General features: G+C 69.2%; 23 protein-coding genes. 18 read left to right on the top strand and 5 right to left on the bottom strand.

All coding sequences use genetic code 11. From position 1 onward, the window contains the following. Positions 1-127 precede the first annotated feature (127 nt). The 4 genes from AC5RV6_RS03785 to AC5RV6_RS03770 are packed head-to-tail and all read left to right on the top strand — an operon-like array spanning position 128 to position 3,945. Positions 128-769, top strand: coding sequence for an ABC transporter permease (locus AC5RV6_RS03785; RefSeq protein ID WP_494006620.1), 642 nt, complete (start codon positions 128-130; stop codon positions 767-769). Continuing rightward, on the top strand, positions 762-2,045 hold the full coding sequence (locus tag AC5RV6_RS03780; RefSeq protein WP_494005939.1) for an ABC transporter ATP-binding protein: 1,284 nt from the start codon (positions 762-764) through the stop codon (positions 2,043-2,045). The genes AC5RV6_RS03785 and AC5RV6_RS03780 overlap by 8 nt, the downstream gene beginning before the upstream one ends. Beyond that, positions 2,045-2,923 carry an ABC transporter permease gene (locus tag AC5RV6_RS03775; protein ID WP_494005938.1) on the top strand — a complete coding sequence of 293 codons (879 nt, stop codon included), beginning with the start codon at positions 2,045-2,047 and terminating at the stop codon, positions 2,921-2,923. Before AC5RV6_RS03780 ends, AC5RV6_RS03775 begins: the two co-directional genes overlap by 1 nt. Next, entirely contained in the window at positions 2,923-3,945 is a 1,023-nt protein-coding gene (locus AC5RV6_RS03770) for a glycine betaine ABC transporter substrate-binding protein (RefSeq protein ID WP_494005937.1), read from the top strand. Before AC5RV6_RS03775 ends, AC5RV6_RS03770 begins: the two co-directional genes overlap by 1 nt. 39 nt (positions 3,946-3,984) lie before the next feature. Here AC5RV6_RS03770 and AC5RV6_RS03765 read toward each other — a convergent pair whose 3' ends face one another. Further along, positions 3,985-4,821 carry a DUF8175 domain-containg protein gene (locus tag AC5RV6_RS03765; RefSeq protein ID WP_494005936.1) on the bottom strand — a complete coding sequence of 279 codons (837 nt, stop codon included), beginning with the start codon at positions 4,819-4,821 and terminating at the stop codon, positions 3,985-3,987. Between the two features lie 235 nt (positions 4,822-5,056). On the opposite strand from AC5RV6_RS03765, the gene AC5RV6_RS03760 reads away from it, so the two are divergent. Then, the gene (locus tag AC5RV6_RS03760; RefSeq protein WP_494005935.1) at positions 5,057-6,502 is read left to right on the top strand and encodes an APC family permease; all 1,446 of its coding nucleotides are present in this window, start codon (positions 5,057-5,059) and stop codon (positions 6,500-6,502) included. Between the two features lie 101 nt (positions 6,503-6,603). On the opposite strand, the gene AC5RV6_RS03755 is transcribed toward AC5RV6_RS03760, so the two are convergent. After that, positions 6,604-7,206: a hypothetical protein gene (locus AC5RV6_RS03755; protein ID WP_494005934.1), complete on the bottom strand. Its 603-nt coding sequence runs from the start codon at positions 7,204-7,206 to the stop codon at positions 6,604-6,606. 398 nt (positions 7,207-7,604) lie between these two features. Between AC5RV6_RS03755 and AC5RV6_RS03750 the strand changes: the two genes are divergently transcribed. Then, a complete protein-coding gene (locus AC5RV6_RS03750) occupies positions 7,605-8,939 on the top strand; it encodes an HNH endonuclease (RefSeq protein WP_494005933.1) in 1,335 nt (444 codons plus the stop codon). A 68-nt stretch (positions 8,940-9,007) separates the two neighbouring features. Continuing rightward, positions 9,008-9,796, top strand: coding sequence for an IclR family transcriptional regulator (locus tag AC5RV6_RS03745; protein ID WP_494005932.1), 789 nt, complete (start codon positions 9,008-9,010; stop codon positions 9,794-9,796). 12 nt (positions 9,797-9,808) lie between these two features. Here AC5RV6_RS03745 and mdlC read toward each other — a convergent pair whose 3' ends face one another. After that, positions 9,809-11,401, bottom strand: a complete 1,593-nt coding sequence (gene mdlC / locus AC5RV6_RS03740) for a benzoylformate decarboxylase (protein ID WP_494005931.1) — start codon at positions 11,399-11,401, stop codon at positions 9,809-9,811. 497 nt (positions 11,402-11,898) lie between these two features. Here mdlC and AC5RV6_RS03735 point away from each other — a divergent pair, with 497 nt between their 5' ends. Genes AC5RV6_RS03735 through AC5RV6_RS03720 form a run of 4 tightly spaced genes read left to right on the top strand, consistent with a single transcriptional unit; the run spans position 11,899 to position 15,344 of the window. After that, entirely contained in the window at positions 11,899-12,903 is a 1,005-nt protein-coding gene (locus AC5RV6_RS03735; protein ID WP_494005930.1) for an ABC transporter substrate-binding protein, read from the top strand. A gap of 32 nt (positions 12,904-12,935) precedes the next feature. Continuing rightward, complete coding sequence (locus AC5RV6_RS03730; RefSeq protein WP_494005929.1) at positions 12,936-13,724, top strand: ABC transporter permease; 789 nt, start codon at positions 12,936-12,938, stop codon at positions 13,722-13,724. Continuing rightward, positions 13,721-14,494 (top strand): ABC transporter permease, encoded by a 774-nt coding sequence (locus AC5RV6_RS03725; protein ID WP_494005928.1) that lies wholly within the window; start codon positions 13,721-13,723, stop codon positions 14,492-14,494. The genes AC5RV6_RS03730 and AC5RV6_RS03725 overlap by 4 nt, the downstream gene beginning before the upstream one ends. Further along, a complete protein-coding gene (locus AC5RV6_RS03720) occupies positions 14,484-15,344 on the top strand; it encodes an ABC transporter ATP-binding protein (RefSeq protein ID WP_494005927.1) in 861 nt (286 codons plus the stop codon). Before AC5RV6_RS03725 ends, AC5RV6_RS03720 begins: the two co-directional genes overlap by 11 nt. Before the next feature lie 49 nt (positions 15,345-15,393). Here the strand turns inward: AC5RV6_RS03720 and AC5RV6_RS03715 are convergent, their stop codons facing one another. After that, entirely contained in the window at positions 15,394-16,407 is a 1,014-nt protein-coding gene (locus tag AC5RV6_RS03715) for an aldo/keto reductase (RefSeq protein WP_494005926.1), read from the bottom strand. A gap of 173 nt (positions 16,408-16,580) precedes the next feature. Between AC5RV6_RS03715 and AC5RV6_RS03710 the strand changes: the two genes are divergently transcribed. The 4 genes from AC5RV6_RS03710 to AC5RV6_RS03695 all read left to right on the top strand — a co-directional run bounded on the left by AC5RV6_RS03710 (position 16,581) and on the right by AC5RV6_RS03695 (position 19,157). Then, on the top strand, positions 16,581-17,654 hold the full coding sequence (locus AC5RV6_RS03710) for an ATP-dependent DNA ligase (RefSeq protein ID WP_494005925.1): 1,074 nt from the start codon (positions 16,581-16,583) through the stop codon (positions 17,652-17,654). A 41-nt stretch (positions 17,655-17,695) separates the two neighbouring features. After that, positions 17,696-18,247 carry an acyl-CoA thioesterase gene (locus tag AC5RV6_RS03705; RefSeq protein ID WP_494005924.1) on the top strand — a complete coding sequence of 184 codons (552 nt, stop codon included), beginning with the start codon at positions 17,696-17,698 and terminating at the stop codon, positions 18,245-18,247. Positions 18,248-18,411: 164 nt separating this feature from the next. Beyond that, the gene (locus AC5RV6_RS03700) at positions 18,412-18,945 is read left to right on the top strand and encodes a hypothetical protein (protein WP_494005923.1); all 534 of its coding nucleotides are present in this window, start codon (positions 18,412-18,414) and stop codon (positions 18,943-18,945) included. After that, positions 18,942-19,157, top strand: a complete 216-nt coding sequence (locus tag AC5RV6_RS03695; protein WP_494005922.1) for a hypothetical protein — start codon at positions 18,942-18,944, stop codon at positions 19,155-19,157. The genes AC5RV6_RS03700 and AC5RV6_RS03695 overlap by 4 nt, the downstream gene beginning before the upstream one ends. A gap of 95 nt (positions 19,158-19,252) precedes the next feature. Here AC5RV6_RS03695 and AC5RV6_RS03690 read toward each other — a convergent pair whose 3' ends face one another. After that, positions 19,253-21,625, bottom strand: a complete 2,373-nt coding sequence (locus AC5RV6_RS03690; protein WP_494005921.1) for a hypothetical protein — start codon at positions 21,623-21,625, stop codon at positions 19,253-19,255. 320 nt (positions 21,626-21,945) lie between these two features. On the opposite strand from AC5RV6_RS03690, the gene AC5RV6_RS03685 reads away from it, so the two are divergent. The 3 genes from AC5RV6_RS03685 (at position 21,946) to AC5RV6_RS03675 (ending at position 24,757) form a co-directional block, all read left to right on the top strand. Then, positions 21,946-23,439, top strand: coding sequence for an OFA family MFS transporter (locus AC5RV6_RS03685; protein ID WP_494005920.1), 1,494 nt, complete (start codon positions 21,946-21,948; stop codon positions 23,437-23,439). Further along, a complete protein-coding gene (locus AC5RV6_RS03680) occupies positions 23,436-23,591 on the top strand; it encodes an MFS transporter small subunit (RefSeq protein WP_494005919.1) in 156 nt (51 codons plus the stop codon). The genes AC5RV6_RS03685 and AC5RV6_RS03680 overlap by 4 nt, the downstream gene beginning before the upstream one ends. Before the next feature lie 131 nt (positions 23,592-23,722). Beyond that, entirely contained in the window at positions 23,723-24,757 is a 1,035-nt protein-coding gene (locus AC5RV6_RS03675) for an NAD(P)-dependent alcohol dehydrogenase (RefSeq protein WP_494005918.1), read from the top strand. Positions 24,758-24,812 lie beyond the last annotated feature (55 nt).

Genomic DNA, 24,812 nt, shown 5'->3' with positions numbered 1-24,812 from the left:
GGCCAGCGGCACGGCACAGCGGGACCATAGAGGAAGCTGTGCAGCAGGGCAGCCGAACCGCGGCTGAAACACCAGCGAAAGGAGCACCGGCAGGCAACCCGTCCCCGAGGCGAATGAGGTCTTGCTCTTGTTGGAATTCCTGGCCGACCGCTATCCGCAGATCCTCTTCGCCGGGTGGCAGCACTTCAGCCTCGTGTTCCAGTGCCTGGTGCTCGCCACGGTCCTCGCGATCGTCATCGCGGCACTCACCTACCGCAGCAGGACCCTGAACGGCATCGCGAACGGCATCTCCGCCGTCGGACTGACCCTGCCGTCCTTCGCCCTGATCGGGCTGCTGATCGCCCCGCTCGGCTTCGGCACGCTGCCGGCCGTCATCGTCGTCGCGTTCTACGCCACCCTGCCGATCCTGCGCAATGCCCTCGTGGGGCTCTCCGGGATTTCTCCGGCCGTCGTCGAATCCGCCCGAGGTGTGGGCATGGGCAGAGTGCGGTCCCTGCTGCGGGTGGAACTGCCGCTGGCCTGGCCGGTGATCCTGACCGGCGTGCGTGTCTCCGCGCAGATGGTCATGGGCATCGCCGCAATCGCCGCATATGCTCTCGGCCCGGGCCTGGGCGGCTTCATCTTCAACGGCCTGTCCCGCCTGGGCGGCGCCAACTCGCTTGAATCCGTCGTGGTCGGCGTCGTCGGGGTCGTCCTCCTGGCCCTGATCCTCGACCTCCTCCTGCTCGGTCTCGGCCGGCTGACCATCCCGCGAGGTATCCGTGTCTGAAACCCTTCCGACAGCATCCAACGGCGCCGACGGCGGTGCTCCCGCCGGCGGCGCCGGCATCCTCCTGGACGAGGTGACCAAACGCTATCCCGGGCAGGACCGCCCTGCGGTGGACGGCCTGACCCTGGAGATTCCACACGGCAGCGTGGTGATGCTCGTCGGGCCCTCCGGCTGCGGCAAGACCACCACGCTGAAGATGATCAACCGGCTCATCGAGCCGACCAGCGGCCGGATCATCCTCGACGGCGACGACGTCACCGCGATGGACGGCGACCAACTGCGCCGCGGCATCGGCTACGTGATCCAGGCCGGCGGGCTCTTTCCACACATGACCGTGGCGGCGAACATCGCCGTCGTGCCCAAGATGCTGGACTGGAGCAGGGACCGGATCAGCGACCGGGTGGACGAGCTGCTGGAGCTGGTCTCCCTCGATCCCGCGTTGTACCGGGGCCGGTATCCGAAGGAGCTCTCCGGCGGCCAGCAGCAGCGGGTGGGCGTAGCCCGCGCCCTGGCCGCGGACCCGCCGGTGCTGCTCATGGACGAGCCGTTCGGTGCGGTGGACCCGATTACCCGGCAGCGGCTGCAGGAAGAGCTGCTGCACATCCAGTCGGAGCTGCACAAGACCATCGTCGCCGTTACCCACGACTTCGACGAGGCCGTGAAGCTGGGAGACTGGATCGCGATCTTCCGCGAGGGCGCCCGCCTGGTGCAGTATGACTCGCCGGAACGGATCCTGGCCAACCCCGCCGACGAGTTCGTGGAGAACTTCATCGGCTCCGGCGCCGGGCTCAAGCAGCTCACGCTGACCCGGGTCAACGAGGTGAAGCTGAGCGAGGCGGTCACCGCCCGGGGCGGCGAGCCGGCCAGCGACGCCCTGTCCCGGCTGCAGGGCGCCGGCGAGCAGAACCTGGTGGTCCTGGACGGCCGCGATCGGCCGCTGCAGTGGCTCTCCCGCCGCCAGATCAGCCGGCTGGACCGGCTGCCCGCGACGGCGGACCCGAAGCTCCCGGTGATCGGCGCCCGGGCGACCCTGAACGACGCGCTGGACACGATGCTCGGCTCCAGCACGGGAGCGGCACTCGTCACCGGTCCGCGGGACGCTTTCACGGGCCTGGTCACCGTGCAGACCGTCATGGACGCGATCACGGCGGCACAGGCCGCCGCCCGGGACGACGCCGCCGCACCGGTGGGCGTCAACACCGACACGACGCCGCGGCATGAGGCGCCCGGACCCGCTCCGGCTCCGGCCGGCGCCACGGCCGCGGAGGACAGCTGATGAGCGCCGCGGGTGCCGGTGCCGCCGGCGGTGCGGCTGCGGCCTCCACCGCCAAGGGCACGACGGCGACAGGCGGGGGAGGTACCCGGGCGGGAGACGCCCGGGCGGCGGGTGCGAGGGCGACGCCGCTGCCTGAGACCGTCGATACTGCCCCGGGCCTGTCCTGGCGGCCGCTGCTGCTGCAGCTCGCCGGCATCGCCGTCGCCTTCGGGCTGCTGGTGCTCTGGCTGGCCAACGCCGACCTCAGCGCAACCGAGCGCGCCACCCTGGAGCCGGGAACGCTGTGGGGTTACACCGTGCAGCACCTGGCGCTCACCGTGGTCTCGGCGGCGATCGTGCTGGCGGTGGCGATTCCCCTGGGCATCCTGCTGACCCGGGGCCCGCTGCGCCGGGTCAGCGGGCCGGTTCTGGCCGTGGCGAACCTGGGCCAGGCCGCCCCGGCGATCGGGCTGCTGGTGCTGCTTGCCTTCTGGCTGGGCTTCGGCTTCTGGCCGGCCATCGTGGCGCTGGTGCTCTATGCCGCGCTGCCTGTGCTGCGGAACACCATGATCGGCATCCAGCAGGTCGATCCGCGGGTGGTCGAGGCCGGACGCGGGGTAGGCATGAGCGCCGCCGGCGTCCTGTTCCGCCTGGAGCTGCCGCTCGCGGTGCCGGTCATGCTCTCCGGGGTGCGCACGGCGCTGGTGCTGCTGGTCGGCACCGCGACGCTTTCCACGTTCATCAACGGCGGCGGGCTCGGCATCCTGATCACCACGGGGGTGAACCTGAACCTGGAGGCGGTCCTGGTCACCGGCGCCCTGCTGGTGGCGCTGCTGGCCCTGACCGTCGACTGGATCGGCCGCGTCATCGAGCACGTCGCCCGGCCGAAGGGCCTCTGATGGGCAGCGCTTCGGCCCGGCCTGTCCGCCCTCCCGCCCGCCGGAGGAGGCGGCTGGCCGCGCTCGCCGCCGTCGTCGGGTTCCTTGCCGCCGGCTGCGGGCTGCAGCCCGCTGACTCCTACGTGCCCGAGGCGGAGCCCGGGGAGATTCAGCCCATCGAGGGCCTGCCGCAGGACGCCCCGCTGACCATCACCGGCAAGAACTTCACCGAACAGCTCGTGCTGGGCAAGATCGCCGTGATCGCCGCGAAGGCCGCCGGGTTCGACGTCACCGACCTCACCAACGTTCCCGGCAGCCAGCCGGTCCGGGAGCTGATGGTCTCCGGGCAGGCGGACATGACCTACGAGTACACCGGCACCGCCTGGATCACCTACCTGGGCCAGGCCACCGGCATTCCGGACCAGGAGGAGCAGTGGCAGGCGGTGTACGACGCCGACCTGGCGAACGGACTGACCTGGGGACGTCCCGCGCCGCTGAACAACACGTACGCGTTCGCGATCCGCAGCGAGGCCGCCGAGGAGCTCGGTGTCACCCGCATCTCCGACATCGCGGCGCTGCCTGTCGAGGAGCGCACCTTCTGCCTGGAGGCGGAGTTCAACTCCCGGCCGGACGGGATGAACCCCCTGTTGGAGGCCTACGACCTGCCCCGGGGCTCGCCGGACGGCGTGCCCGAAGGGAACATCGGCATCTACGACACCGGAGCCGTCTACACCGCCACCGACGCCGGGGAATGCAACTTCGGCGAGGTCTTCGCCACCGACGGTCGGATCGATTCGCTGGGCCTGACCGTGCTGGAGGATGACCGCGCCTACTTCCCGGCCTACAACGTCGCCCCGGTGTTCAACACGGAGGCGCTGCTGCGGTACCCGGGGCTTGAGGATGTCTTCGCGCAGATCAGCCCCCTGCTCACCGACCAGGAGCTGCGGCAGATGAACCTGGCGGTCGACGTCGAGGGCGGGGAACCGGCCGACGTCGCCTTCGACTGGATGGTCTCGGAGGGCCTGGTCACCGTTCCTGAGTGACCCTGTGTCCACACGGGGGCCGGGCCGATGCCCGGGAATCTAAGAGGACGACCAAGGGACGTATCCGGTGAGTCCCGGTATGCGGGCCACCTGCACCGGTTCCTCGAAGACGGTGTTCAGCCGCCAATCGTCATTTGCCCAGAGGAGCTCATAGACACCGGACATGTGCAGCGTCTGCCCGTCGACGGCAACGACCATGGCAATATCTACCCGGGCGGTGTCCCCGTCGTAGGCCAGAAGACGGAAGCCGGCAATGGCCGCACGGAACGCGTCCTCTTCGTCATCAGCCGTGGCTGTTGCGTCAAGCCGGGGCAGGAGTTCGGAGCGGTACGGCCCCTCCGATAGCGCGTATGGGACCCAAGCACCCACAAGCTCAGAGTCGCCCGAGCTGCCCGCGATGGCCGCATAGGCAGCCGCGAGGAGCGCGCCTTCCGGACTGCGCTGGAAACAGTACCGGTAGCCTTCCGGGGCCGTCTCTGTGGGCCCGGCAACGGCCGAGACGGGATAGGCGAGTAGACCGTGGTACTCCCACTGCGCATCCGGTGCCTCTGTAAGCCCGCCGGTAATTTCGCTGCCGTCCAGTCCGCAGCTGCTTAAATTCCCGCTCGGATCATTCGGAGAGCCGGCACCGGGGTCTGCAGCCTCATCGGCGCGGGTCCGGTCACCGGAGGACGGCGCGACAGTACTTGGGGCCGATGACTCCTGCGGCAGAGAAGGCGCCGCAGCGCTGTCGGTGACGTCACCGTGGGAAAGTGCGAGGCCCGCGAGTATCCCGCCCGCAGCAATTATGACGGCTGCCACGCTGATGATCACATAAAGGCCGCTTCGCCGCCGCTGGTGCAGATGTGGACGGCCCGCGTGGTTTGGATCGGTCATCGCTTAGCCCCCAACATCGAGAATGTGGCTGCACTATATCTAGCCGGGCGGCATTTGGACCCCGTGGTGGAAACCCGACCGCACAGGGGCCGCAGGGACTGCAAGGCAGACGTAAATGTGAAGAGCACGGCGCAGCCACATTAGGTGCGTTCCAACCCTGCCCTATACCGTAGTGCGCCCAATCACTCCGCATCGCCTTTCACCGGGCAGAGCATTACAGGAAAGGGGGCCCGGCATGGCACAGCAAACCGCCACCGAACCCTCATTGAAGAAAGTCCTCGGCCGGCTCGACGTCCTGGCCCTCGGCTTCGGCGCCATGATCGGCTTCGGCTGGGTCGTCCTCACCGGCGACTGGCTCAGCAACGCCGGCACCCTCGGCGCGGTCACCGCGATGGTTGCCGGCGGCACCATCATGGCCGTCGTCGGGCTCACCTACGCGGAACTGTGCGCGGCGATGCCCAAGGCCGGCGGCGAGCACAACTACCTCCTGCGGGCCATGGGCCCGCGCACCTCGTTCATCGGCTCCTGGGCCATCATCGGCGGCTACGTCACCATCGTGGCGTTCGAGGCCGTCGCCCTCCCGCGCACCGTGCAGTACATCTTCCCGGACCTCAGCCAGATTCCGCTGTGGACCATCGCCGGCTTCGAGGTGAACCTGACCTGGGCCCTCGTCGGTGCGCTCGCCGCCGTCGTCATCACCTGGATCAACATCCGCGGCGTCAAGGAAGCCGGCATCGTCCAGAACTTCGTGGTGCTGTTCCTGCTCGCCATCGGCCTGGTGATGATCGCCGGCGCCTTCACCGGCGGCTCCGCCCAGAACATGGAGCCCTGGTTCACCGGCGGGATGAACGGCTTCTTCGCCGTGCTGGTCGTGGTGCCGTTCCTGTTCATCGGCTTCGACGTCATTCCGCAGTCAGCGGAGGAAGTGAACATTCCAGCCCGGCAGATCGGCCGGCTGGTGGTGCTGTCGGTGGTCCTGGCCACCATCTGGTACCTGATGGTGATCCTCACAACGTCCTCCGCCATGCCCGCCGCCGAGCTGGCCGGGGCGGACATCGCGACCGCCGACGCCGTCGGGGCGATGTTCGGTTCGGATCTGATGGCGAACATCCTGATCGCCGGCGGCATTGCGGGCATCCTGACGTCGTGGAACTCGCTGCTGCTCGGCGCCTCCCGGCTGATGTTCTCGCTCGCCCGCGGCGGCATGCTGCCCGCCTGGTTCGGGCGGCTGCACCCGAAGTACAACACTCCGCACAACGCGCTGCTGTTCATCGGGGCGCTCAGCTTCCTTGCGCCGTTCTTCGGTGCGGAAATGCTCGGCTGGCTGGTCGATTCGGGAGCGCCCAGCATCGTGGCGGCCTACACCCTGGTGGGCGTGGCGTTCCTGATCCTGCGCCGCCGCGAACCGGAGATGGACCGCCCGCTGCGGATCGGCGGCCGCGGGCGCGGCGGCGTCGTCATCGGTGTCGCTGCCACCATCCTGGGTGCTGCCCTGTTCAGCCTCTACATGCCGGGCATGCCCGCGCAGCTGGGCATGGAACCGTGGATTCTGTTCGGCATCTGGTGGGTAATCGGCCTGGCGTTCTTCTTCCGGGTTCCGGGTGGCATCAAGTCCGGCCCCGACGCCGAGGAACGGGTCATCGAAGCGGTCCGCGCCCGCCGCGCGGCGCGAGCGAAGTAGCTTCACCGAGCCCCACCGAGCCCCACCAGAACCGCTCAGCTGGAACACACGACGACGGCGGCGCACCTCGGGGGAGGGGCGCCGCCGTCGCTCATGCGGGGTCAGGCGCCGTCGGGGTAGTACCGGCTGCTGATGCCGTACTCAGGGTCCAGTTCGGAGCGCAGCATCTGATGGTCGCCTGGATGCTCGGTGCATTCGGTGGTGGCCAAGATGTCCAACGAGTCGGCAGCAGCACCGTAGCGTGCATATACGGCGGAAAGGTCCATGTCGCCCTGTTGGAAAATCAGTACCCGAACGTCCCCCACTTCATTCCCGGGCTCGTCGGTTTCGCTGATGAGTGACCACCCGTCGGTTTCAAGGGCTGCCCGGATGCTGTCGAGGGCGGCGTTCGCTGCAGCCGCATCGGCGGGTAGGCCTTCCAACGATCCAATCCATCGTGTTTCCGTCTGCTGTTCCTCGATTTCGACCCGAAGGCAGGACTCTTCACGGACTGCCACGACGTCCAGATCGACCGTTTCCGCGGTTTCCTGCAGCAGGGGAACCACACGTTCCAGCGTGACCTGGGCGTCGGGTGCCGTGGCGTTTTCTGTAGGTCGAGTTTCGGCCGGTGCGGGCGGGGCGCAGGCGGTGGAGGCCAGTGTGAGGACGGCGCCGGCGCAGAGCAGGCGGGCGCTGCAGCGGAGTCGCGTTTGGCGGCGGACCATTATTCTTCCAAAGCCTTTCACGGGAACAGTTCCACTTTCCTCGGGAGAAATCGTCGGAGTGGGCTAATCGGTGGGAAAAGACCACCGGGTTTCCGGCCGCCGCAATCACCTCGTTCGGGGACAGCGTAGCGGGGGAATGCAACCCCGTACGGTGCAGGGCCTCGCTACTGGCCGCTTACCTGACCCGACCAGGTCACCACTTATTTCAGGGAAAACAACTGCCCTTGCGGGCCCTCAAACCAACTTCTAGTCTCGAACACATGTTCGAATACGGCGTTGGAGGCGGCCCCTCCGTCATTGCGCCCGGCGGGCCCGCGGGGGTCGTCGGTCAGGCGCCGCCAGCGCTCCTGTCTCCCCTGCCTTCCCTGGCTTCTCTGTCCGAATCTGCCGTACAGGCAGTGACCGCGCTCGTTGAGCGGCTGGAAGACCCGCAGGCTGCCTCGCCGGCTCCGAAATCACTCCAGGCCGCGGACCTCATCGACCTGATCCGGTCCATGGAGGAATTGAAGGGCGCGGCCGCGGCCGTCCAGGCGGTGGCGGCGGTCCGATTCGACGAGATGCAGCGCAGGGAACAGGCGGAGGCCGGCGTGCGCCCGCAGGATCTGGGACGCGGCGTCGGGGCCCAGATCGCCTTGGCCCGGCGGGAATCGCCCCTGCGCGGAGGACGGTACCTCGGACTGGGCAAGGCACTGCTGCATGAGCTGCCCTGCACCTTTCGGGCCTTGCGGGAGGGAAAGCTCAGCGAGTGGCGGGCGACGCTCGTGGCCCGGGAAACCGCCTGCCTCGAGCCTGAGGACCGCGCCGCGCTCGACGCCGCCGTCCTGGGAGATCCCGACGAGGCGGAAAAGCTGGGGGACCGGGCCCTGGTGGAGCGGCTGCGTCGGGGGACGTACCGGATCGACCCGGCTGCGGTCGTTCGGCGGGCCCGAAAGGCAGAAAACGAACGCTACGTCTCCTGCCGCCCGGCTCCCGACACCATGACCTGGGTGACCGGCCTGCTGCCCGTGGCGCAGGGGGTGGCCGTCTACGCCGCGCTGTCCCAGGAAGCGGACCGGATGCGCTGCATGGGAGATCCGCGCGGCCGCGGGCAGATCATGGCCGACACCTTGGTGGAACGGATCACCGGCGCGCCGGCTGCGGCCGGGCCGCGGATCGAGGTGCAGCTCATCCTCACCGACCGCACGCTGCTTCGGGGCGCCAAGGAGCCGGCCGTGCTGGCCGGGTACGGAACAGTTCCGGCCGACTGGGCGCGCGCGACGATCGGCGGCGCATCGGAAGCGACGCTGCGCCGTCTCTACACCGCTCCAGCCAGCGGGGAGCTGATAGCCATGGACTCCCGGGCGAGGGCCTTTCCGCAGGGGCTTGCCCGGTTCATCACCGCCAGGGACCAACGCTGCCGTACCCCGTGGTGCGGAGCGCCTGTCCGCCACATCGACCACGTGCAAAGCCACGCCGCTGGGGGCGGCACCTCGGCGGCAAACGGCCAGGGGCTCTGCGAGAACTGCAATTACACGAAAGAGGCGCCGGGATGGTCATCGCACGCAGTTGCCGTCCCTCCTCGGGGGCGATCAGCGGCTGGTGTCGGGGCGTGGCGCCAATGGGCCGACGACGGCCCGCAGAAGCCGGAGCAGGCGATCGAAATCCGGACGCCAACGGGGCATCGGTACGTCTCCACGCCGCCGTCGCTCCCGGGGAGCGCGGATGCTCTGGCGCACGCCCACCCGCCCGGCTAGGGTTTGGGCGATCGCTGAAAAACCATTCCACGTAGCGATAAAGTGTTGCCCTACCTGGAAGGAACGACATGGCTGAGCGCAGTGCCGCCGGCGGGGTGCAGTCCGTTGAGCGTGTCTTCGAGCTGCTGGAACTGATCAGCGACGCCGGCGGGGCAGTGACGCTCAGCGAGCTCGCCGGCTCCACAAACCTTCCCCTCCCGACCATTCACCGCCTGCTGCGGACCCTGGTCGGCCTCGGCTACGCCCGCCAGCTGCCGAACCGGCGCTACGCCCTGGGACCGCGGCTGATCCGGCTCGGCGAAGCCGCCAACAAGCAGCTCGGAGCGCTGGCCCTTCCGCATCTGAGCAGGCTGGTCGACGAACTGGGGGAAAGCGCCAACATGGCCGTCCTCGATTCGGACATGGTCGTGTACATCGCCCAGGTGCCGTCCCGGCACTCAATGCGGATGTTCACCGAGGTCGGGCGCCGGGCCCACCTGCACGCCACCGGCGTCGGAAAGGCCATCCTCGCCCAGCTGCCGGATGAGAGTGTTCGCGGAATCTGTGAACGGACCGGCATGCCGGCACCCACCAACCAGAGCATCGGCACCGCCACGGAACTGCTGGCCGAGCTGCAGAAAATCCGGGACCGCGGCTATGCCGTCGATGAACAGGAGCAGGAGCTGGGGGTGCGCTGCTTCGCCATCGCCGTTCCTGACGCCCCCACTCCCACGGCCATTTCCGTTTCAGGCCCCATCTCCCGCGTCGACGAGGCCTTCGCCGAGCGGGCGGTACCGCTGCTGCAGGAGGCGGCCCGGGCCGTCGGGCAGGAACTGAACCCCCGCGCCTCCGTCCCGGGCACGCCCGCGCAGCGCTGACCCCGGCGGGCCTTACACCACCCGGGCGTCGATCAGGACCGGGCCTTCCGCGTGGAGGGCCTTCTGATAGGCGGCGTCGAATTCCTCCCGCGTGGCCGTACGGGTACCCGGCACGCCGTACCCCTCGGCCAGCGCCACGAAATCGATCGCTCCGAGCGTCAGGCCCGGCACATCGGGCACGCCCATCCGCTGGGCGAAGCCGGCCAGGGCGCCGTAGCCGGAGTTGTTGACGATGACGAACACCGTCCGGGTGCCCCGCTGCGCCGCGGTGTACAGCGCGGTGATGCCGTAGTTCGCCGAGCCGTCGCCGACCGTGGCCACCACGGTCGCCTCCGGGGAGGCCAGGGAGATCCCGACGGCCGCCGGCAGGCCGAAACCGAGTCCGCCGGACGCCGGGAAGTGGTAGCGTCCGGGCCGGTCGATGGCGATCCGCTCGAGGTAGTCCAGATCCAGCGTGGTGGTTTCGTTCACGTACACCACGCCGTCGTGCACGTGGGCGTTGAGCACCTCCAGGATCTCCGCCCCGGTCATGCCGTCAGGCGAGCCCGCCGCCACGGTCAGCTCACGGGGCGGGCGGCGCGTGCCGCGGTCCCGCACGCCGTCGGCCAGGACACCGATGGCGGCGGCGACGTCGGCGACGACGGCCGTTCCGAAAGGCGCCCGGGTGGCCTCGGAGGCGTCCTGGGTGAGGTGCCACAGCCGGGTGCCGGCGTCCAGGTAATCTCCCGGCTCCCACCGGTGATACCGGAAGACCGGCGCGCCGATCACGAACACGGCGTCATGTCCGGAGAGCCGGCGGCGCACCGAATCGATCCCCGGGACCATGACGCCGCCGAAGTTCGGATGCGTGGTCGGGAACGGGCAGCGCGGCGGGGACGGCGCGACGTAGACGGTCGCATCGGCGTTCTCGGCCAGCCGCACGATCGCCTCGAACACCGCCGGATCCCGGACGGCGGCGGCGTCCACCTGGGGGCCAAGCACCAGCGCCGGGTTCTCCGACTGCTCGACGGCGGCAATGAGCGCGGCGGCCAGTTCGGAGGAGAGCCCGCCCGCCACCGTGACGGAGCGTTCACGGAGCAGGGCATCATCCGGCAGCGCCGGTTCGTTCCAGTCATCCAACGGAACCGACACATAGACCGGCCCCTGCGGATGGGAGGAGGCCTCGAGGATGGCCTGCGAGAGCGTGCGCGGCACGTCCGCCGCGGCCAGCGGCTCGTGGGCAAACTTGGTCAGCGGAGCGGTCAGCGAGCCGGCCGCCACGTTCGCGAGCATCGACTCCTGCCCCACCGTGCGCCGGACCTGCTGGCCGGCCAGCAGCACCAGCGGCACGTGCGCGTACCTGGCGTTGGTCAGCGCGCCCATGGCGTTTCCGGTACCGGACGCCGCGTGCAGATTCACCAGGACGGGACGCCCGGTGGCCCTGGCGTAGCCTTCGGCCATCCCCACCACGGCCTGCTCGTGCAGCCCCAGGACGAAGTCGAAGTCCTTCCCCAGCCCGGCCAGGAAGGGCAGCTCGTTCGAGCCCGGGTTGCCGAAGATCGTCGTCATGCCGTGAGTGCGCAGCAGGTCCGCCGAGGCTGCCAGGACCGTCCTGTCGTCTGCCATGAATCTTTTCCCATCGGTTGTGCGGTAGGGGGATCACTCTCCGCCGGACATCGGCTGCCGGCTGCCGGCCGGCACCGCCGCGCCGAGCAGGTGCGGCCGGCAGAACCGGACCGGCAGGCCGCAGAGAACGGGACCGGACGGGCCGGTTCCTGCGGCCGTGACGGCTGCGGAGCGGTGAGCGCCGGGAACCCGTGCAGCGCTCCGAGCGGCACCGGGAGGTGTGATGTAGATCATTCTTAGCATCAATTTCCAGACCGGCCGTCATGAACCGGTGTGCATGACCCGCCGACGGGCCTGTCGGTGCCACACGTTCGCCGATGACGGGAAGGTCACAACTCTGCACCATCCCGGGAAATCCTTGACGGGATGTGATCCAGCTCATACCTTTGAAAAAGAACACATGTTCACCATGCGAACACCTCAGCGCCACAGCCGTCGCCGGGTCTCGGAACGGAAGCAAGCTGCCGCATGTCGTCACGAATTTCCAGGAGCCACCGTTGAAACGCAGCCCGCTTCTCCTCGCCGCAGCCGCAGTCACCGCCCTGACCCTCTCAGCCTGCGGCGGAGGTTCCCTCTCCGGCGGATCCACCGGAGAAGCGACCGGTGACGGCGCTGCCGCCGGCGGCGAAGGGCTGACCGAGGTCTCGGCCGGCGTCATTCCGATCCTGGACACGGCGCCCATCTGGCTCGGCAAGGAGCAGGGCTTCTTCGAGGAGGCCGGCCTGGACCTGAACATCACCGAGACCTCCGGCGGCGCCGCCGCGGTTCCCGGCGTGGTCAGCGGAGACTTCCAGTTCGCCTTCGGCAACATCATTTCGGTCATGGTGGCCAACGACAAAGGCCTGGACCTGGAGTTCCTCGCCAACGGCATCTCCACCAGCGGCGACACCACCTCCGACGTCGGCGCCGTCGTCGTCCCGGCGGATTCGCCCATCCAGACCCCCGCCGACCTGGCCGGCAAGACGGTCTCGGTGAACAACCTTTCCAACATCGGCGACACCACCATCCGCAGCGTGGTGGAGGAGGATGGCGGCGACCACGAATCGATCCGGTTCGTGGAGGTCGGCTTCCCCGACGCCCCGGCCGCCCTGGCGAACGGGCAGGTCGACGCCGCGTGGATCCTCGAACCCTTCCTGACCCAGGCGCTCGACGGCGGCGCCCGGGTGGTCTCGTACAACTTCGCCGACATGCATGAGGGGCTCGACGTCGCCGGGTACTTCACCACCAGCTCCTACGCCGAGGAAAACCCCGAGATCGCCGAAGCCTTCACCGAGGCCATGAACAAGTCGCTCGAATACGCGCAGGAGAACCCGGACGCGGTGCGCGACATCGTCGGCACCTACACCTCCATCGGTGACGAGATGCGGGCCCGCATGGTCCTTCCCGCCTACCGCTCCGACTTCAACCGCGAAGCGGCCGAGGCCCTGGGCTCCGCGGCCACCCGGTACGGCACCCTCTCGAAGGAGCCGGACCTGGACGCCATGCTGCCCTCCGGCTCCTGATCCGCAGTGCACGCCAACCTCGGAAAGCGCCCATGAACCTCACCTCCCGTCGGCTGGCCGGGCCCGCGCTGGGCCTGGCCGGCATCCTCGGATTCCTGCTGATCTGGGAGCTCGTGCCCCGGCTCGGCATCGTCAACCCCACCTACCTGCCGCCGGCGTCGCAGGTGCTGGAGGTCTTCTTCGGCAACCTCGGGCTCGCCGCCTTCTGGCGGGCCGTCGGCCAGACGATGACCGGCTGGGCCCTGGGCCTGCTGATCGCGTCCACCGCCGCCGTCGTCCTCGGACTGCTCATCGGGTCCAGTCCGTTCCTGCGCCGGGCCACCCACTCCACCATCGAGTTCCTGCGCCCGGTGCCCTCGGTCGCGCTGATTCCGCTGGCCGTGCTGCTGTTCGGCATCCACCTGGAATCCACGCTGCTGCTGGTGGTCTACGCCTCCTTCTGGCAGGTGCTGATCCAGGTGCTCTACGGCGTGGCCGACGTCGATCCGGTGGCCGGGAACACCGCGCGCAGCTACGGGCTGGGGCGGCTGGCCCGCATCCGGTACGTGGTCTGGCCGACCACCCTGCCGTACCTGATGACCGGCATCCGGCTGGGCGCCGCGGTGGCGCTGATCCTGGCCGTGACCGCGGGGCTGCTGATCGGCACACCCGGCCTGGGCAACGAGATCACCCGCGCCCAGTCCGGCGGCGCCGTCGCCCAGATGTACGCGCTGGTGCTCACCGCCGGAGTGCTGGGCATCCTGATCAACGCCGGCATGCGTTTCATTGAGCGGCGGGCCCTGGCCTGGCACAGCTCGGTCCGTTCGGAGGTGGCCCTGTGAAAATGATCCGTACCGCGGGCTACGCCGTCGGCCTGCCGCTGCTGCTGATCCTGATCTGGTGGGCCGCCACGCTCGGCTCCACGAGCTTCTTCGTGCCCAAACCGGGCGAACTGGCCACCACCCTGGTGGACGTGTGGGTGGGAGAGCGGTTCTTCCAGGACATCCTCCCCAGCGTCGGCCGGCTGCTGCTGGGCGTGGCGCTGGCGATCCTGCTCGGAGTGGCCCTGGGCACCGCCATCGGCACCATCCGCTGGCTGCGCAGCCTGCTGGAGCCGCTGCTCGAGTTCTTCCGCGCCATTCCGCCGCCGGTCCTAATCCCGGTGCTGATGCTGCTCATCGGCGTCAACAACCAGATGAAGGTGGGCGTCATCGTGATGGGCTGCATCTGGCCGGTGCTGCTGAACACCATCGAAGGCGTCCGCGCCGTCGACGGCACCCTCAGCGACACCTCCCGCACCTTCCGCATCTCCGGAGCGGCCCGCCTGCGGTACCTGGTGCTGCCCAGCGCCGGACCGCAGATCATGGCCGGTGCGCGGCAGAGCCTGTCGATCGGCCTGATCCTGATGGTGATCAGCGAGATGTTCGCCTCCAGCGAGGGCCTCGGGTTCACCATCGTCCAGTTTCAGCGCAGCTTCGCCATCCCCGAGATGTGGAGCGGCATCGTGGTCCTCGGCCTGATCGGCGTGGCCATGTCCCTAGTTTTCCAGTGGTCCGAACGGCGCATCCTCGCCTGGTACCACGGCCAGAGAGAGGTTGAGCATGCAGAGTAACGTTACGAACCCCGACGGCGCGGCGCTGCTCTCGGTCCGCGGCATCCAGAAGGTCTACAAGGTCGACGGCGGTGAGCTCGAGGCGGTCCGGAACCTCACCTTCGACCTGGCCGACGGCGAGCTGGTGTGCCTGGTCGGGCCCTCGGGCTCCGGCAAGACCACCCTGCTGAAGATCATCGCCGGCCTGATGGCCCCGACCTCCGGCGAGGTGCTGCTCGAATCGAAGCCGGTCACCGAACCGCCCAAGGACATGGCCGTGGTCTTCCAGGAGTACGGGCGCAGCCTGTTCCCCTGGATGACGGTCCGGGCCAACGTGGAGCTGCCGCTGAAGAACGCCCGGGTGCCCAAGGCCGAGCGCGACCGGCTGGTCGAGGAGGCGCTGGACGCCGTCGGGCTCGCGCACGTGCCGCGCAGCTACCCGTGGCAGCTCTCCGGCGGCATGCAGCAGCGCGTGGCGATCGCGCGCGCCGTCGCCTACCAGCCCAAGGTGCTGCTGATGGACGAGCCGTTCGCCGCCGTCGACGCCCAGACCCGCGCCGACCTGGAGGACCTGGTCCGCAAGGTCTGGAAGGACCTGGGCGTGACCATCCTGTTCGTCACCCACGACATCGACGAGTCGGTGTATCTGGGCCAGCGGGTGGTGGTGCTCTCGTCCTCGCCGACCGTGGTGCAGGAGGACATCCTGATTGACCTTCCGGCCGACCGGGACCAGCTCACCACGCGTTCGCTGCCCCGCTTCGTAGAGCTTCGGAACCACGTCTACGAGCAGATCCAGATCGCCAAGGCCGGTGCCCGGACCGGGGCCGGCACCGGAGCCGCGCCGGCAGCCGAGGCCGCGGCCGGCGCCTGATTCCCGGCCGCCGGACCGGCGGCCGGATAGGCGGCGGAGCGGGCAGGTCCTAGCGGTCGGCCCGCTCCGCCGTGAACTCTTCAGTGTCGACGTCGGCCTGCGCGGCGTCAGAGTAGCGGGCGCCCCGCACGGTGTGCTGGTTAATCAGATGGCCGGCCCGGCGCAGCACCGACTCGGGAAGATCCAGGTGCGCGGCCGCCATGTTCTCCGTCAGATGCGCCGTGTCCGTGGTTCCCGGCAGGGCGATCACATGGCTGCCCTGGTCCAGCACCCATGCCAGCGCCAGCTGCGCGGGGGTGACGGCGGCCTGCCGGGCAAGCAGTTCCAGTTCCTCCACCAGGTAGAGGTTGGCGGCGAAGTTGGTGCCCTGGAAGCGGGGCATGCCGCGCCGCAGATCCGCCTCGTGCAGTGTTCCGGGATCCCGCATCGCACCGGCCAGGAAGCCGCGGCCGAGCGGGCTGAACGCCACGAACGCGGTGCCCAGGTCCTGCGCGGCCTGCAGTACCCCGAGCTCGGGGTTGCGGGTCCACAGCGAATATTCGTTCTGCACGGCGGCGATCGGATGCACGGCGGCCGCCCGCCGCAGCGTCTGCGCCGAGACCTCGGACAGGCCGATGCCGCCGATCTTGCCTTCCCGGACCAGCTCGGCAAGGGCCCCCACGCTGTCCTCCACCGGAACCGCCGGGTCCAGTCGGTGCAGGTAGTAGAGGTCGAGGTGGTCGGTATGCAGCCGGGCCAGGGCCTGCTCGGCGGTGGCCCGGATCGTCTCCGGCCGCCCGTCAATCACCCGCCGTCCGCCCAGATCGGTCATGCCGCATTTGCTGGCCAGGAAGTACTCGTCGCGGCGCGGCCCGAGGATCTCACCCACCAGCGCCTCGTTGGCCGTGGCGCCGTAGATCGCGGCGGTGTCGAAATGCCGCACCCCGGTGTCCAGCGCGTGGAGCAGCAGCCGGGCGGCGTCCTCACGCGCGAGCGGCCGGCCGTAGGCATGGTTGATGTTCATGCACCCCAGGCCGATCGCCCCGACGTCCCGCTGCCCGATGGTGCGGCTGCCAGCAGCCATGAAGTCCCCGTTTCCGGACCGGCGGTCCTGTTCCCCTGCAGATGTGATCGTTCCTCCCTTGATAGCACGCGGGACGCCGGCCGGACATGTGCGCGCGCCGCCGTCGTCGTCCCGGCGCCCGGGCCGGGGTGGCTAGACTGCCCGCAGAGGTTCCGCCGATTGGAGACGCCGCCATGGATCTGCCCGTGATGCCCCCGCTCGCTCCCATGCTCGCCAAGGCCGTGGCCCGGGTTCCGGCCGGAAACTACGGCTATGAGCCCAAGTGGGACGGGTTCCGGACCATCGTGTTCCGGGACGGGGACGAGGTGGAGATCGCGAGCCGCAACGGCCGGGCCATGAACCGTTACTTTCCGGAGCTGGAGGACGCCTTCCGCCGCCTGCTGCCGGAGCGGTGCGTGGTGGACGGAGAGATCGTGCTGATCGACGACGCCGCCCGCCGGCTGGACTTCGACACCCTCCAACAGCGCATCCACCCTGCCGCGAGCCGGGTACGGAAGCTGGCGGAGGAGACGCCGGCGGCCTTCGTCGGCTTCGACCTGCTTGCCCTCGGGGACCGCAGCCTGCTCGCCGAACCCTACGAGCGCCGTCGGGCCCTGCTGGCCGAGACCTTTGCGCAGCTGCCGCCGCCGCTGTACCTGACGGCCGGAACCCGCGACCGGGCCGTCGCCGAGGAGTGGTTCAGCAGCTTCGAGGGCGCGGGGCTGGACGGGGTGCTCGCGAAGGCCCTGGACGCGCCGTACGAGCCGGGCCGTCGGACCATGCTGAAGATCAAGCACGAACGCACCGCGGACTGCGTGCTCGCCGGTTACCGGACGCACAAGAACGATCCGAAGGCCGTCGGCTCGCTGCTGCTGGGCCTCTACGACGACGGCGCGCTGGTGCACGTGGGCGTCGCGAGCTCCTTTCCCATGCCGCGGCGGAGGGAGCTGTTCGAGGAGCTGCAGCCGCTGGTCACCGAAGCGGCCGGGCATCCCTGGGCGCCGGCCGAGCAACAGACCGGCACCCGCACGCCGCGTAACGCCGAGGGCAGCCGCTGGAGCGGTGACAAGGACCTGTCCTTCACGTTCCTGCGCCCGGAACGGGTGGTGGAGGTCAAGTACGACCACATGGAGGGCGAGCGGTTCCGGCACACGGCCCAGTTCCAGCGCTGGCGGCCGGACCGGGAGCCCGAGTCCTGCACCTACGCGCAGCTGGAAGAGCCCGTACGGTACGACCTGGACGATGTCCTGAGCACCGGCGGCGTGTAACGGTGCTTGCCAGCTATGTTACTGCTCAGTAACATAGCGGCATGCACCTGCTCCTGCGCACCATCCTGACCCTGCTCCGTTCCCGCCGCCGACCTCCGCTGGATGTATTCGGGGTCTCCTCCGTGCCCATGCGGGTGCTGCCGACCGACATCGACGTCGCCATGCACGTAAACAACGGCATGTACCTGTCCCTGATGGACCTGGGCCGGTTCGACCTGATGGCCCGCAGCGGGCTCTGGAAGACCATGCGCCGCCGCGGCTGGACGCCCGTGGTGGGCAACGAGACCATCAGCTTCCGCAAATCCCTGCAGCTGTGGCAGCGCTACAGCATCGAAACCCGGATCATCGGCTTTGACGAAAAGTCGATCTATTTCCAGCACCGCATGGTGGTGGACGGCGAGGTCTACGCCGAGGCGCACATCGCCGGCCGCCTGGTGTCGAAGAAGGGCCCGGTCAGCAACGATGAGATCTTCGAAGCCGCGGGCCGCAGGCCTCCGGCCGAGATGGTGCTGCCGGAATGGATCAAGGACTGGCGGCTCAACGTGGCCCTGCCCTCCACCCGCAAGCCGGCCCCGCACACCTGGATGTCCTGAGGCTGCGCGGACCGCTGCCTGCCCCTTCCTGAACGCCCGCCGGGAATTCTCCGTCCGGCGTCCTGCTCTGGTGCCCGCGCGCTCCGGGGACTACGTTGGGCGGCGCGGGTTACCGCCCGCTCCTTTCCCGGAAATCCCCGTCCTACGGAAGCCAGGAGCCTCATATGTCCAGTCTGTTCGCCCGCTCTGTCCACGACCTCACCGCCGCCGCGTGGTTCGGCGGCTCCCTGATGGGGGCCGTCGGCCTTAACGGCGCGGCCGCCGAAGCGAAGGATCCGAGGGAACGCACCCGCCTCTCCAGCCTTGGCTGGAAGAAGTGGGCCCCGGTGCAGTCCGCCGCCATCTTCGCCCACATGGCCGCCGGGCTTCCCCTGATCTGGGACAACAAGGCCCGGCTCGCGAATCAGCAGGGTGTCGCCGGCTCGGCTGCCGTCAAGACGCTGGTGACCCTGGCCGGCGCCGGGGTGACTCTCTACGCCGGCATCCTGGGCGGCAAGGTCGAGAAGCTCTCCGAGCAGGGCGCCGAAGGCGCAACGGAGCCTTCGCCGCATGCCTCCGATGAGCTGAAGGCCGCGCAGAAGCAGCTTAAGATCCTGCAGTGGCTGATTCCGGTGTTCTCCGGCACCGTCGTCGTCCTCGGTGCCCAGCAGGGCGAGCAGCAGCGTCCGACGCAGGTCAAGAAGGGCCTGTTCCATTGAGCAGCGGCGACCGCGCCCGGGATCCCGAGGACGGCGCCGCGCGCGACCCCGACGGTGACGGCACTCCCGAAGACCGCACCTGGGACGGGGAGGGCGGCGCCGAAGGCGGCAGCCGGGACCGCGATGCCGGCGGCCCGGCCGAGGAGGACGTCAACCCGACCGGCGAGAAAGACCCGGGCGACAACCCTCCGCTGCCGCGCGAATGGAACTAGGCCGGCCGCAGCCAGGGCCGGACACACACAGAAGGGGCGGATGCTAAGCATCCGCCCCTTCTGTTATGCCTGGCCGGGAGGCCGGGCGTTCTCGGCTAGTGCTGTGCCCGGCGGCGCCCGCCGAGCATCAGGACCAGCGGAATGGCCAGCAGCACCAGCGGGATGATGACCGCCAGGACGGCAGGGGAGGTGAAGATCCCGCCGGGCGTCATGGCGGAGGTGCGCTCCATCATGGTGTTGGCGCCGTCGGAGATCTCACCGTTGCCGCCGGCGAGGGTTTCGGTGCCCTCGGCGAGCGTTTCGGTGCCTTCGGCCAGGGCGGCGGCGCCTTCGTCGAGGTCGCCGGTGCCCGTGCTGAGCGTCTTGGCCCCGTCGTCGAGCTTCACGATGCCCTGGTTGAGAGTGTCGCTGCCGGTCATCAGTCGGCCGGTGCCTTCGGACAGCGAACCCGCGCCGGTGGCGAGCTTCTGGTTTCCGGCCGCCAGGGTACCGGCACCGGTCTGCAGGGTGTTCAGGCCGGCCGCCAGGGTATTGGCTCCGGCGGCCAGCGTGCCGGCACCGGTCTTCAGATCCTGTCCGCCGGCCGCGAGCTGGCCGGCGCCGGCTGCGAGGGCCGGAGTACCGTCAGCGAGCTGCCCGGCTCCGGCGTTCAGCTGACCGGCTCCGGCGGCAAGGGCGCCGTTTCCGGCGGCCAGCTCGTTGGCTCCTGCGGAGAGCTTGTCGGCTCCGGCCAGGAGCAGCGGAGTACCTGCGGCGAGCTGACCTGCGCCGGCCTTCAGTTCGCCTGCGCCTGCGGCAAGGGCTTCGTTGCCGGCAGCCAGATCATCGGCGCCTGCCTTGGCCGCTTCGGCTCCTTCAGCCAGGTCGGACGTTCCGGCCCGGAGGGTCTTCAGTCCGGCCAGGAGCTCCCCTGCGCCGGCCTGCAGAGCCTTGGAACCTTCGGCCAGGCGGCTGGCGCCGGCATACACGCCGGCCGCGCCGTTCTTCAGGCCTGGTTCCTCCGCGGTGCCCTGGCCGTCGAACCCGGCCTTGATGGTCTTGATGCCGTCATCGAGCTGGGCCGCCCCTGCGGCAACCTCGGGAGCGCCGCCCCGGACACGCTCGACACCGCCGTTGAGAGCCGCAGCGCCGAGGGAAGCCTCGGAGGCGCCGGCCGCCAAGGTGTTGAGGTTCTCGCGGAGGGTGTTGTTGTAGGTCTCGCTGAAGCCAGCGGCATTGTCAGCCACCGAATCGAGTCCAGCTTTGGTCTCTTGTGCACTGGCCAGCAGCTCACCGATGGCGGCATCGAGGTCTGCATCCGACATGCCCGGTGCCTGGGTCTGGAGATTGGACAGGCCGTCAACAAGGTCCTGCGTTTCCTGCCGGAGCGAGCCGGCAGAGCTTGCCAGTGTATCGGCCTGAAGGTTATGGATTCCCACAGCCGTGTTGACGGGTGGAGCGGAGGCTGCCAGCATAGTGCCGCCGTCACGCAGGGCGGCGCTGCCGTTGACGAGCGCCAGGATGCCGTTGGACAGCTGCTGGGCTCCGGCGCGAAGCTCTGTGGACCCATCCGAGGCCTTATTGATGCCGTCGCTCAGTGCAGCGGCCCCGTCCTTCACCCGCAGGGCTCCGGCCTGCAGCTCCTGGGTTCCGGCGACGGCCTCATCAGTGCCGGCCTTGAGCTCGGTGCCGCCGTCCACCAGCTGTCCGGCGCCGTTGTTGGCGGCCGTTGCGCCGTCAGAGATCCGGCCCACGCCGTCGGCGAGGGCCTCGGCGCCGGTCTTGGCCGTTCCGGCGCCGGTGGCCAGGGCGGTGGTGCCGTCGCGCAGCTGCTGCGCGCCGGAATCGACGTCGGAGATGCCGGCCTTGAGGTCCTGTCCGCCTGCTTTGAGCGCTTGGGCACCGTCACGGGCGGCGTTTGCGCCCTTCCTCAGGTCATCGCTGCCCTTGTAGAGCTGGGCGGCTCCGGCATTGGCGCGCTCGGCGCCGGCCTGGAGCTCGGCTCCGCCGTTCGCGATCCGGCCCGCGCCGGCGGCCAGGTCGCCGCCACCGGCAGCCAGCCGGCCGGCACCTTCGTTGGCGCTGGCGGCGCCGGCGACGAGGCGTCCTGCACCGTCGGCTGCGCTGTTCGCGCCCTCAAGCAGCTGGGTCGCCCCGTCGTTGAGCGTCACCGCGCCGTCCTTGAGGGACTGGGCTCCGGTGCGGGCCGTGCCGAGACCGTTCGACACGGTCTGGGCCCCGTCGTCGACCTTGCTGGCACCGGCGGAGAGCTCCGCCGCGCCGTCCCGCGCCCGCGCCGCGCCGTCGCGCAGCTCAACAGACCCATCGGAGGCACGTTCGGCTCCTTCGCTCAGCTGCGTCGCTCCGCTGGCAACCTGGTTGCTGAACAGCACGAAGAAGGCCAGCAGAAGGACCAGGAACAGGGCGAGAAGGCCCGTCAGAATTGCGTGCGGCCGGCTTGAAGCGCGGCCGGAGGTGGAACTCGTCATTGATATTCCCCATTTGCTGTGAGTGATGCGAGTGGCCAAGAGACCAGGTGCGGCAGGCAGCGCAAGCCGTCCGCCTTTGAGTTCAGGGAGCTTTCCGCAGCGCAGAAAAATCGTGCGACATACCCCCGGAATGTGATGTCGGTTACATCTAAGCTACTGATGGGTAACAAATCAAGGGCTCCGGAAAAATTTGTTACCAGCGGGTAGGTTGCTTCCCTTAGGCGTTCCGAAAGCCCGAAAGGTGTGTCGGCGCTTTGCTCTCCTGCCCGCGTAGGCAATGCTTCTGACCCAACGATTGCGCCTCGGACAAGGGAGTTTCGATGAGCTGGCTGGACAGGGACAGAACCATCGCGCCGCCGGGATACAACCGCTGGCTGATACCGCCGGCGGCGCTGGCGGTGCATCTGTGTATCGGGCAGGTCTACGCGACCAGCGTCTACAAGACGGCGCTCGTGGATTACTTCGACGCATCGCTGACCCAGATCGGCGTGATCTTCTCGGTCGCCATCGTGATGCTTGGCCTCTCCGCCGCCGTCATGGGCACCTGGGTGGACAGCAACGGTCCGCGCAAGGCGATGTTCGTCTCCGCCCTGTTCTGGTCCGGCGGTTTCCTCGTGGGCGCCGCCGGCATCTTCACCGGCCAGCTCTGGCTGCTCTACCTCGGATACGGCGTCCTGGGCGGCATCGGCCTGGGCATCGGCTACATCTCCCCGGTGTCCACCCTGATCAAATGGTTCCCGGACCGGCCGGGCCTCGCCACGGGCATGGCGATCATGGGCTTCGGTGGCGGCGCGCTGATCGCCAGTCCGCTCTCCTCCGCCCTGCTCTCGCTGTACGACCCGAACTCCGGCACCCCGGGCTGGGTGGCCAGCGGCGACGCCGTCGGCAAGCTCTTCCTGACCTTCGCCGTCGTGTTCCTCGCCTATATGCTCTACGGGGCATGGAGCATCCGGGTGCCCGCCGCCGACTGGAAGCCCGCCGGGTTCGACCCCGCCAAGGTGGCCTCCAAGCCGCTGGTGACGACGGCGCAGGTCTCCGCCTCGAACGCGGTGCGGACCCGCCAGTTCTGGCTGGTCTGGATCGTGCTGTTCTGCAACGTGACCGCCGGGATCGGCATCCTCGAGCAGGCCGCGCCCATGATTCAGGACTTCTTCCGCCAGCCCGACGGCGCGTCCCTGGTCACCGCGGCGGTCGCCGGCGGTTTCGTGGGTCTGCTGTCCATCGGCAACATGGCCGGGCGCTTCGCCTGGTCGGCCACCTCGGACGTAATCGGCCGCAAGCGGATCTACATGGTCTACCTCGGCGTCGGCGCGGGCCTCTACGCCGTCCTGGCGCTGTTCGGCAACGCCAACACCATCCTGTTCGTGCTGCTGGCCTTCGTCATCCTCTCCTTCTACGGCGGCGGGTTCGCCACCGTTCCGGCCTACCTGCGGGACCTGTTCGGCACATTCCAGGTCGGTGCAATCCACGGCCGGCTGCTCACCGCATGGTCGGCCGCCGGCATTGCCGGGCCGCTGATCGTGAACGGTTTCCTGGACTCGCAGGGCACCCCCGGCGAACTCACCGCCGGCGCCTACCGCCCCGCCCTGCTGACGATGGTGGCGCTGCTGGTCATCGGCTTCATCGCGAACCTGCTGATCAGCCCGGTTGCCGCCAAGTACCACGAACCCCACAAAACCGCCGCGGCTGCTGACGGTGCAGGCGACGGTCCGGCTCCCGCCGACGTCGGGACCGGCCCCGGCACGACGACACCGGCGGGGGAGCCGCAGACCGCCGACGGCGCGGGCGCGCCGGAGAGGGAGGGAAACCGATGAACGCGCAGATGAACCACTCCGGGGACGACGGCCGGCCGGAACACGGCGCGGCCGTCCGCGCCCAGCTGGTCGGCAGCTGGATCCTCGTGGGCGTGCCCCTGGGGTACGGGGTGTTCCAGACCCTGACCCGGGCGGCGGCCCTGTTCGGCTGACGGGAGCGCTTCGAGGGGGCCCGCCCCTGTGGCTGCCGCCGTCCGGGTGCAACCATTAATCAGCGAGTCACCAGCCAGCGACCCATCCACGGCCGCGCCGGTACGTCCGGCGCGGAGATCAGGAGAACGCCATGAAGGCTCTGCAGTACCGCACCATCGGCCAGCCGCCCGAAGTGGTGGAGATCGAGACCCCGGAGCCGGGGCCCGGGCAGGTCAGGCTGAAGGTCACCGCCGCCGGAGTCTGCCACTCGGACTCGTTCATCATGTCGCTTCCCGAAGACCAGTACATTTACGGACTCCCGCTCACCCTGGGGCACGAGGGAGCCGGCGTCATCGACAAGCTGGGCGAGGGCGTGGAGTACCTGGAGCTTGGAACGTCCGTGGCGGTCTACGGGCCGTGGGGCTGCGGCCTCTGCTACGAATGCGCGCAGGGGCGCGAGAACTACTGCGTCAACGCCGCCAAGTACGGGATCCTGCCGCCCGGGCTCGGTTCGCCCGGAGCGATGGCGGAGTACATGATCGTCAACAGCCCCCGGCACCTGGTGCCGCTGGGGGACCTGGATCCGGTGAAGAACGTGTCCCTGACCGACGCCGGCCTGACCCCGTACCACGCGATCAAGGGCTCGCTGGAGAAGCTGCACGCCGGCGCGACCGCCGTCGTCATCGGTGTGGGCGGGCTGGGGCACGTCGCCATCCAGATCCTGCGGAGCATGACCTCCGCCCGGGTGATCGCCCTGGATGTCAGCGAGGAGAAACTGACCTTTGCCACCGACGTCGGCGCCCACCAGGCCTTCCCCTCGGAGCCCGGCGCAGCGGCCGCGGTCCGGGAGGCGACTAACGGTGAAGGCGCGAACGTGGTGTTCGACTTCGTGGCGAACCAGGCGACGATGGACCTGGGGCAGGCGATGATGCGGGCGCAGGGCGACCAGGTGCTGGTGGGCGTGGGTGCCGGGACCCTGCCGGTGGGGCTTATGGCTGCGCCGTATGAGACGAGCATCCGCTCACCGTACTGGGGTTCGCGGTCGGAGCTGTACGAGGTGCTGGACCTGGCACGCGGCTCGGGCATCGACGTGCACACCGAGGTGTTCTCGCTGGACAACGCCCCGGAGGCGTACGAGAAGCTGCACAACAACCAGCTGCTCGGACGTGCGGTGATTGTGCCGTAGCTGCGGGACGCGTCGGGCCCGGTGCGTAATACTCGATGTCTTCCTGGTCCAGGTT

The sequence above is a fragment of the Arthrobacter saudimassiliensis genome (genome assembly GCF_059090665.1).
This window is presented reverse-complemented; position numbering and strand designations above follow the sequence as displayed.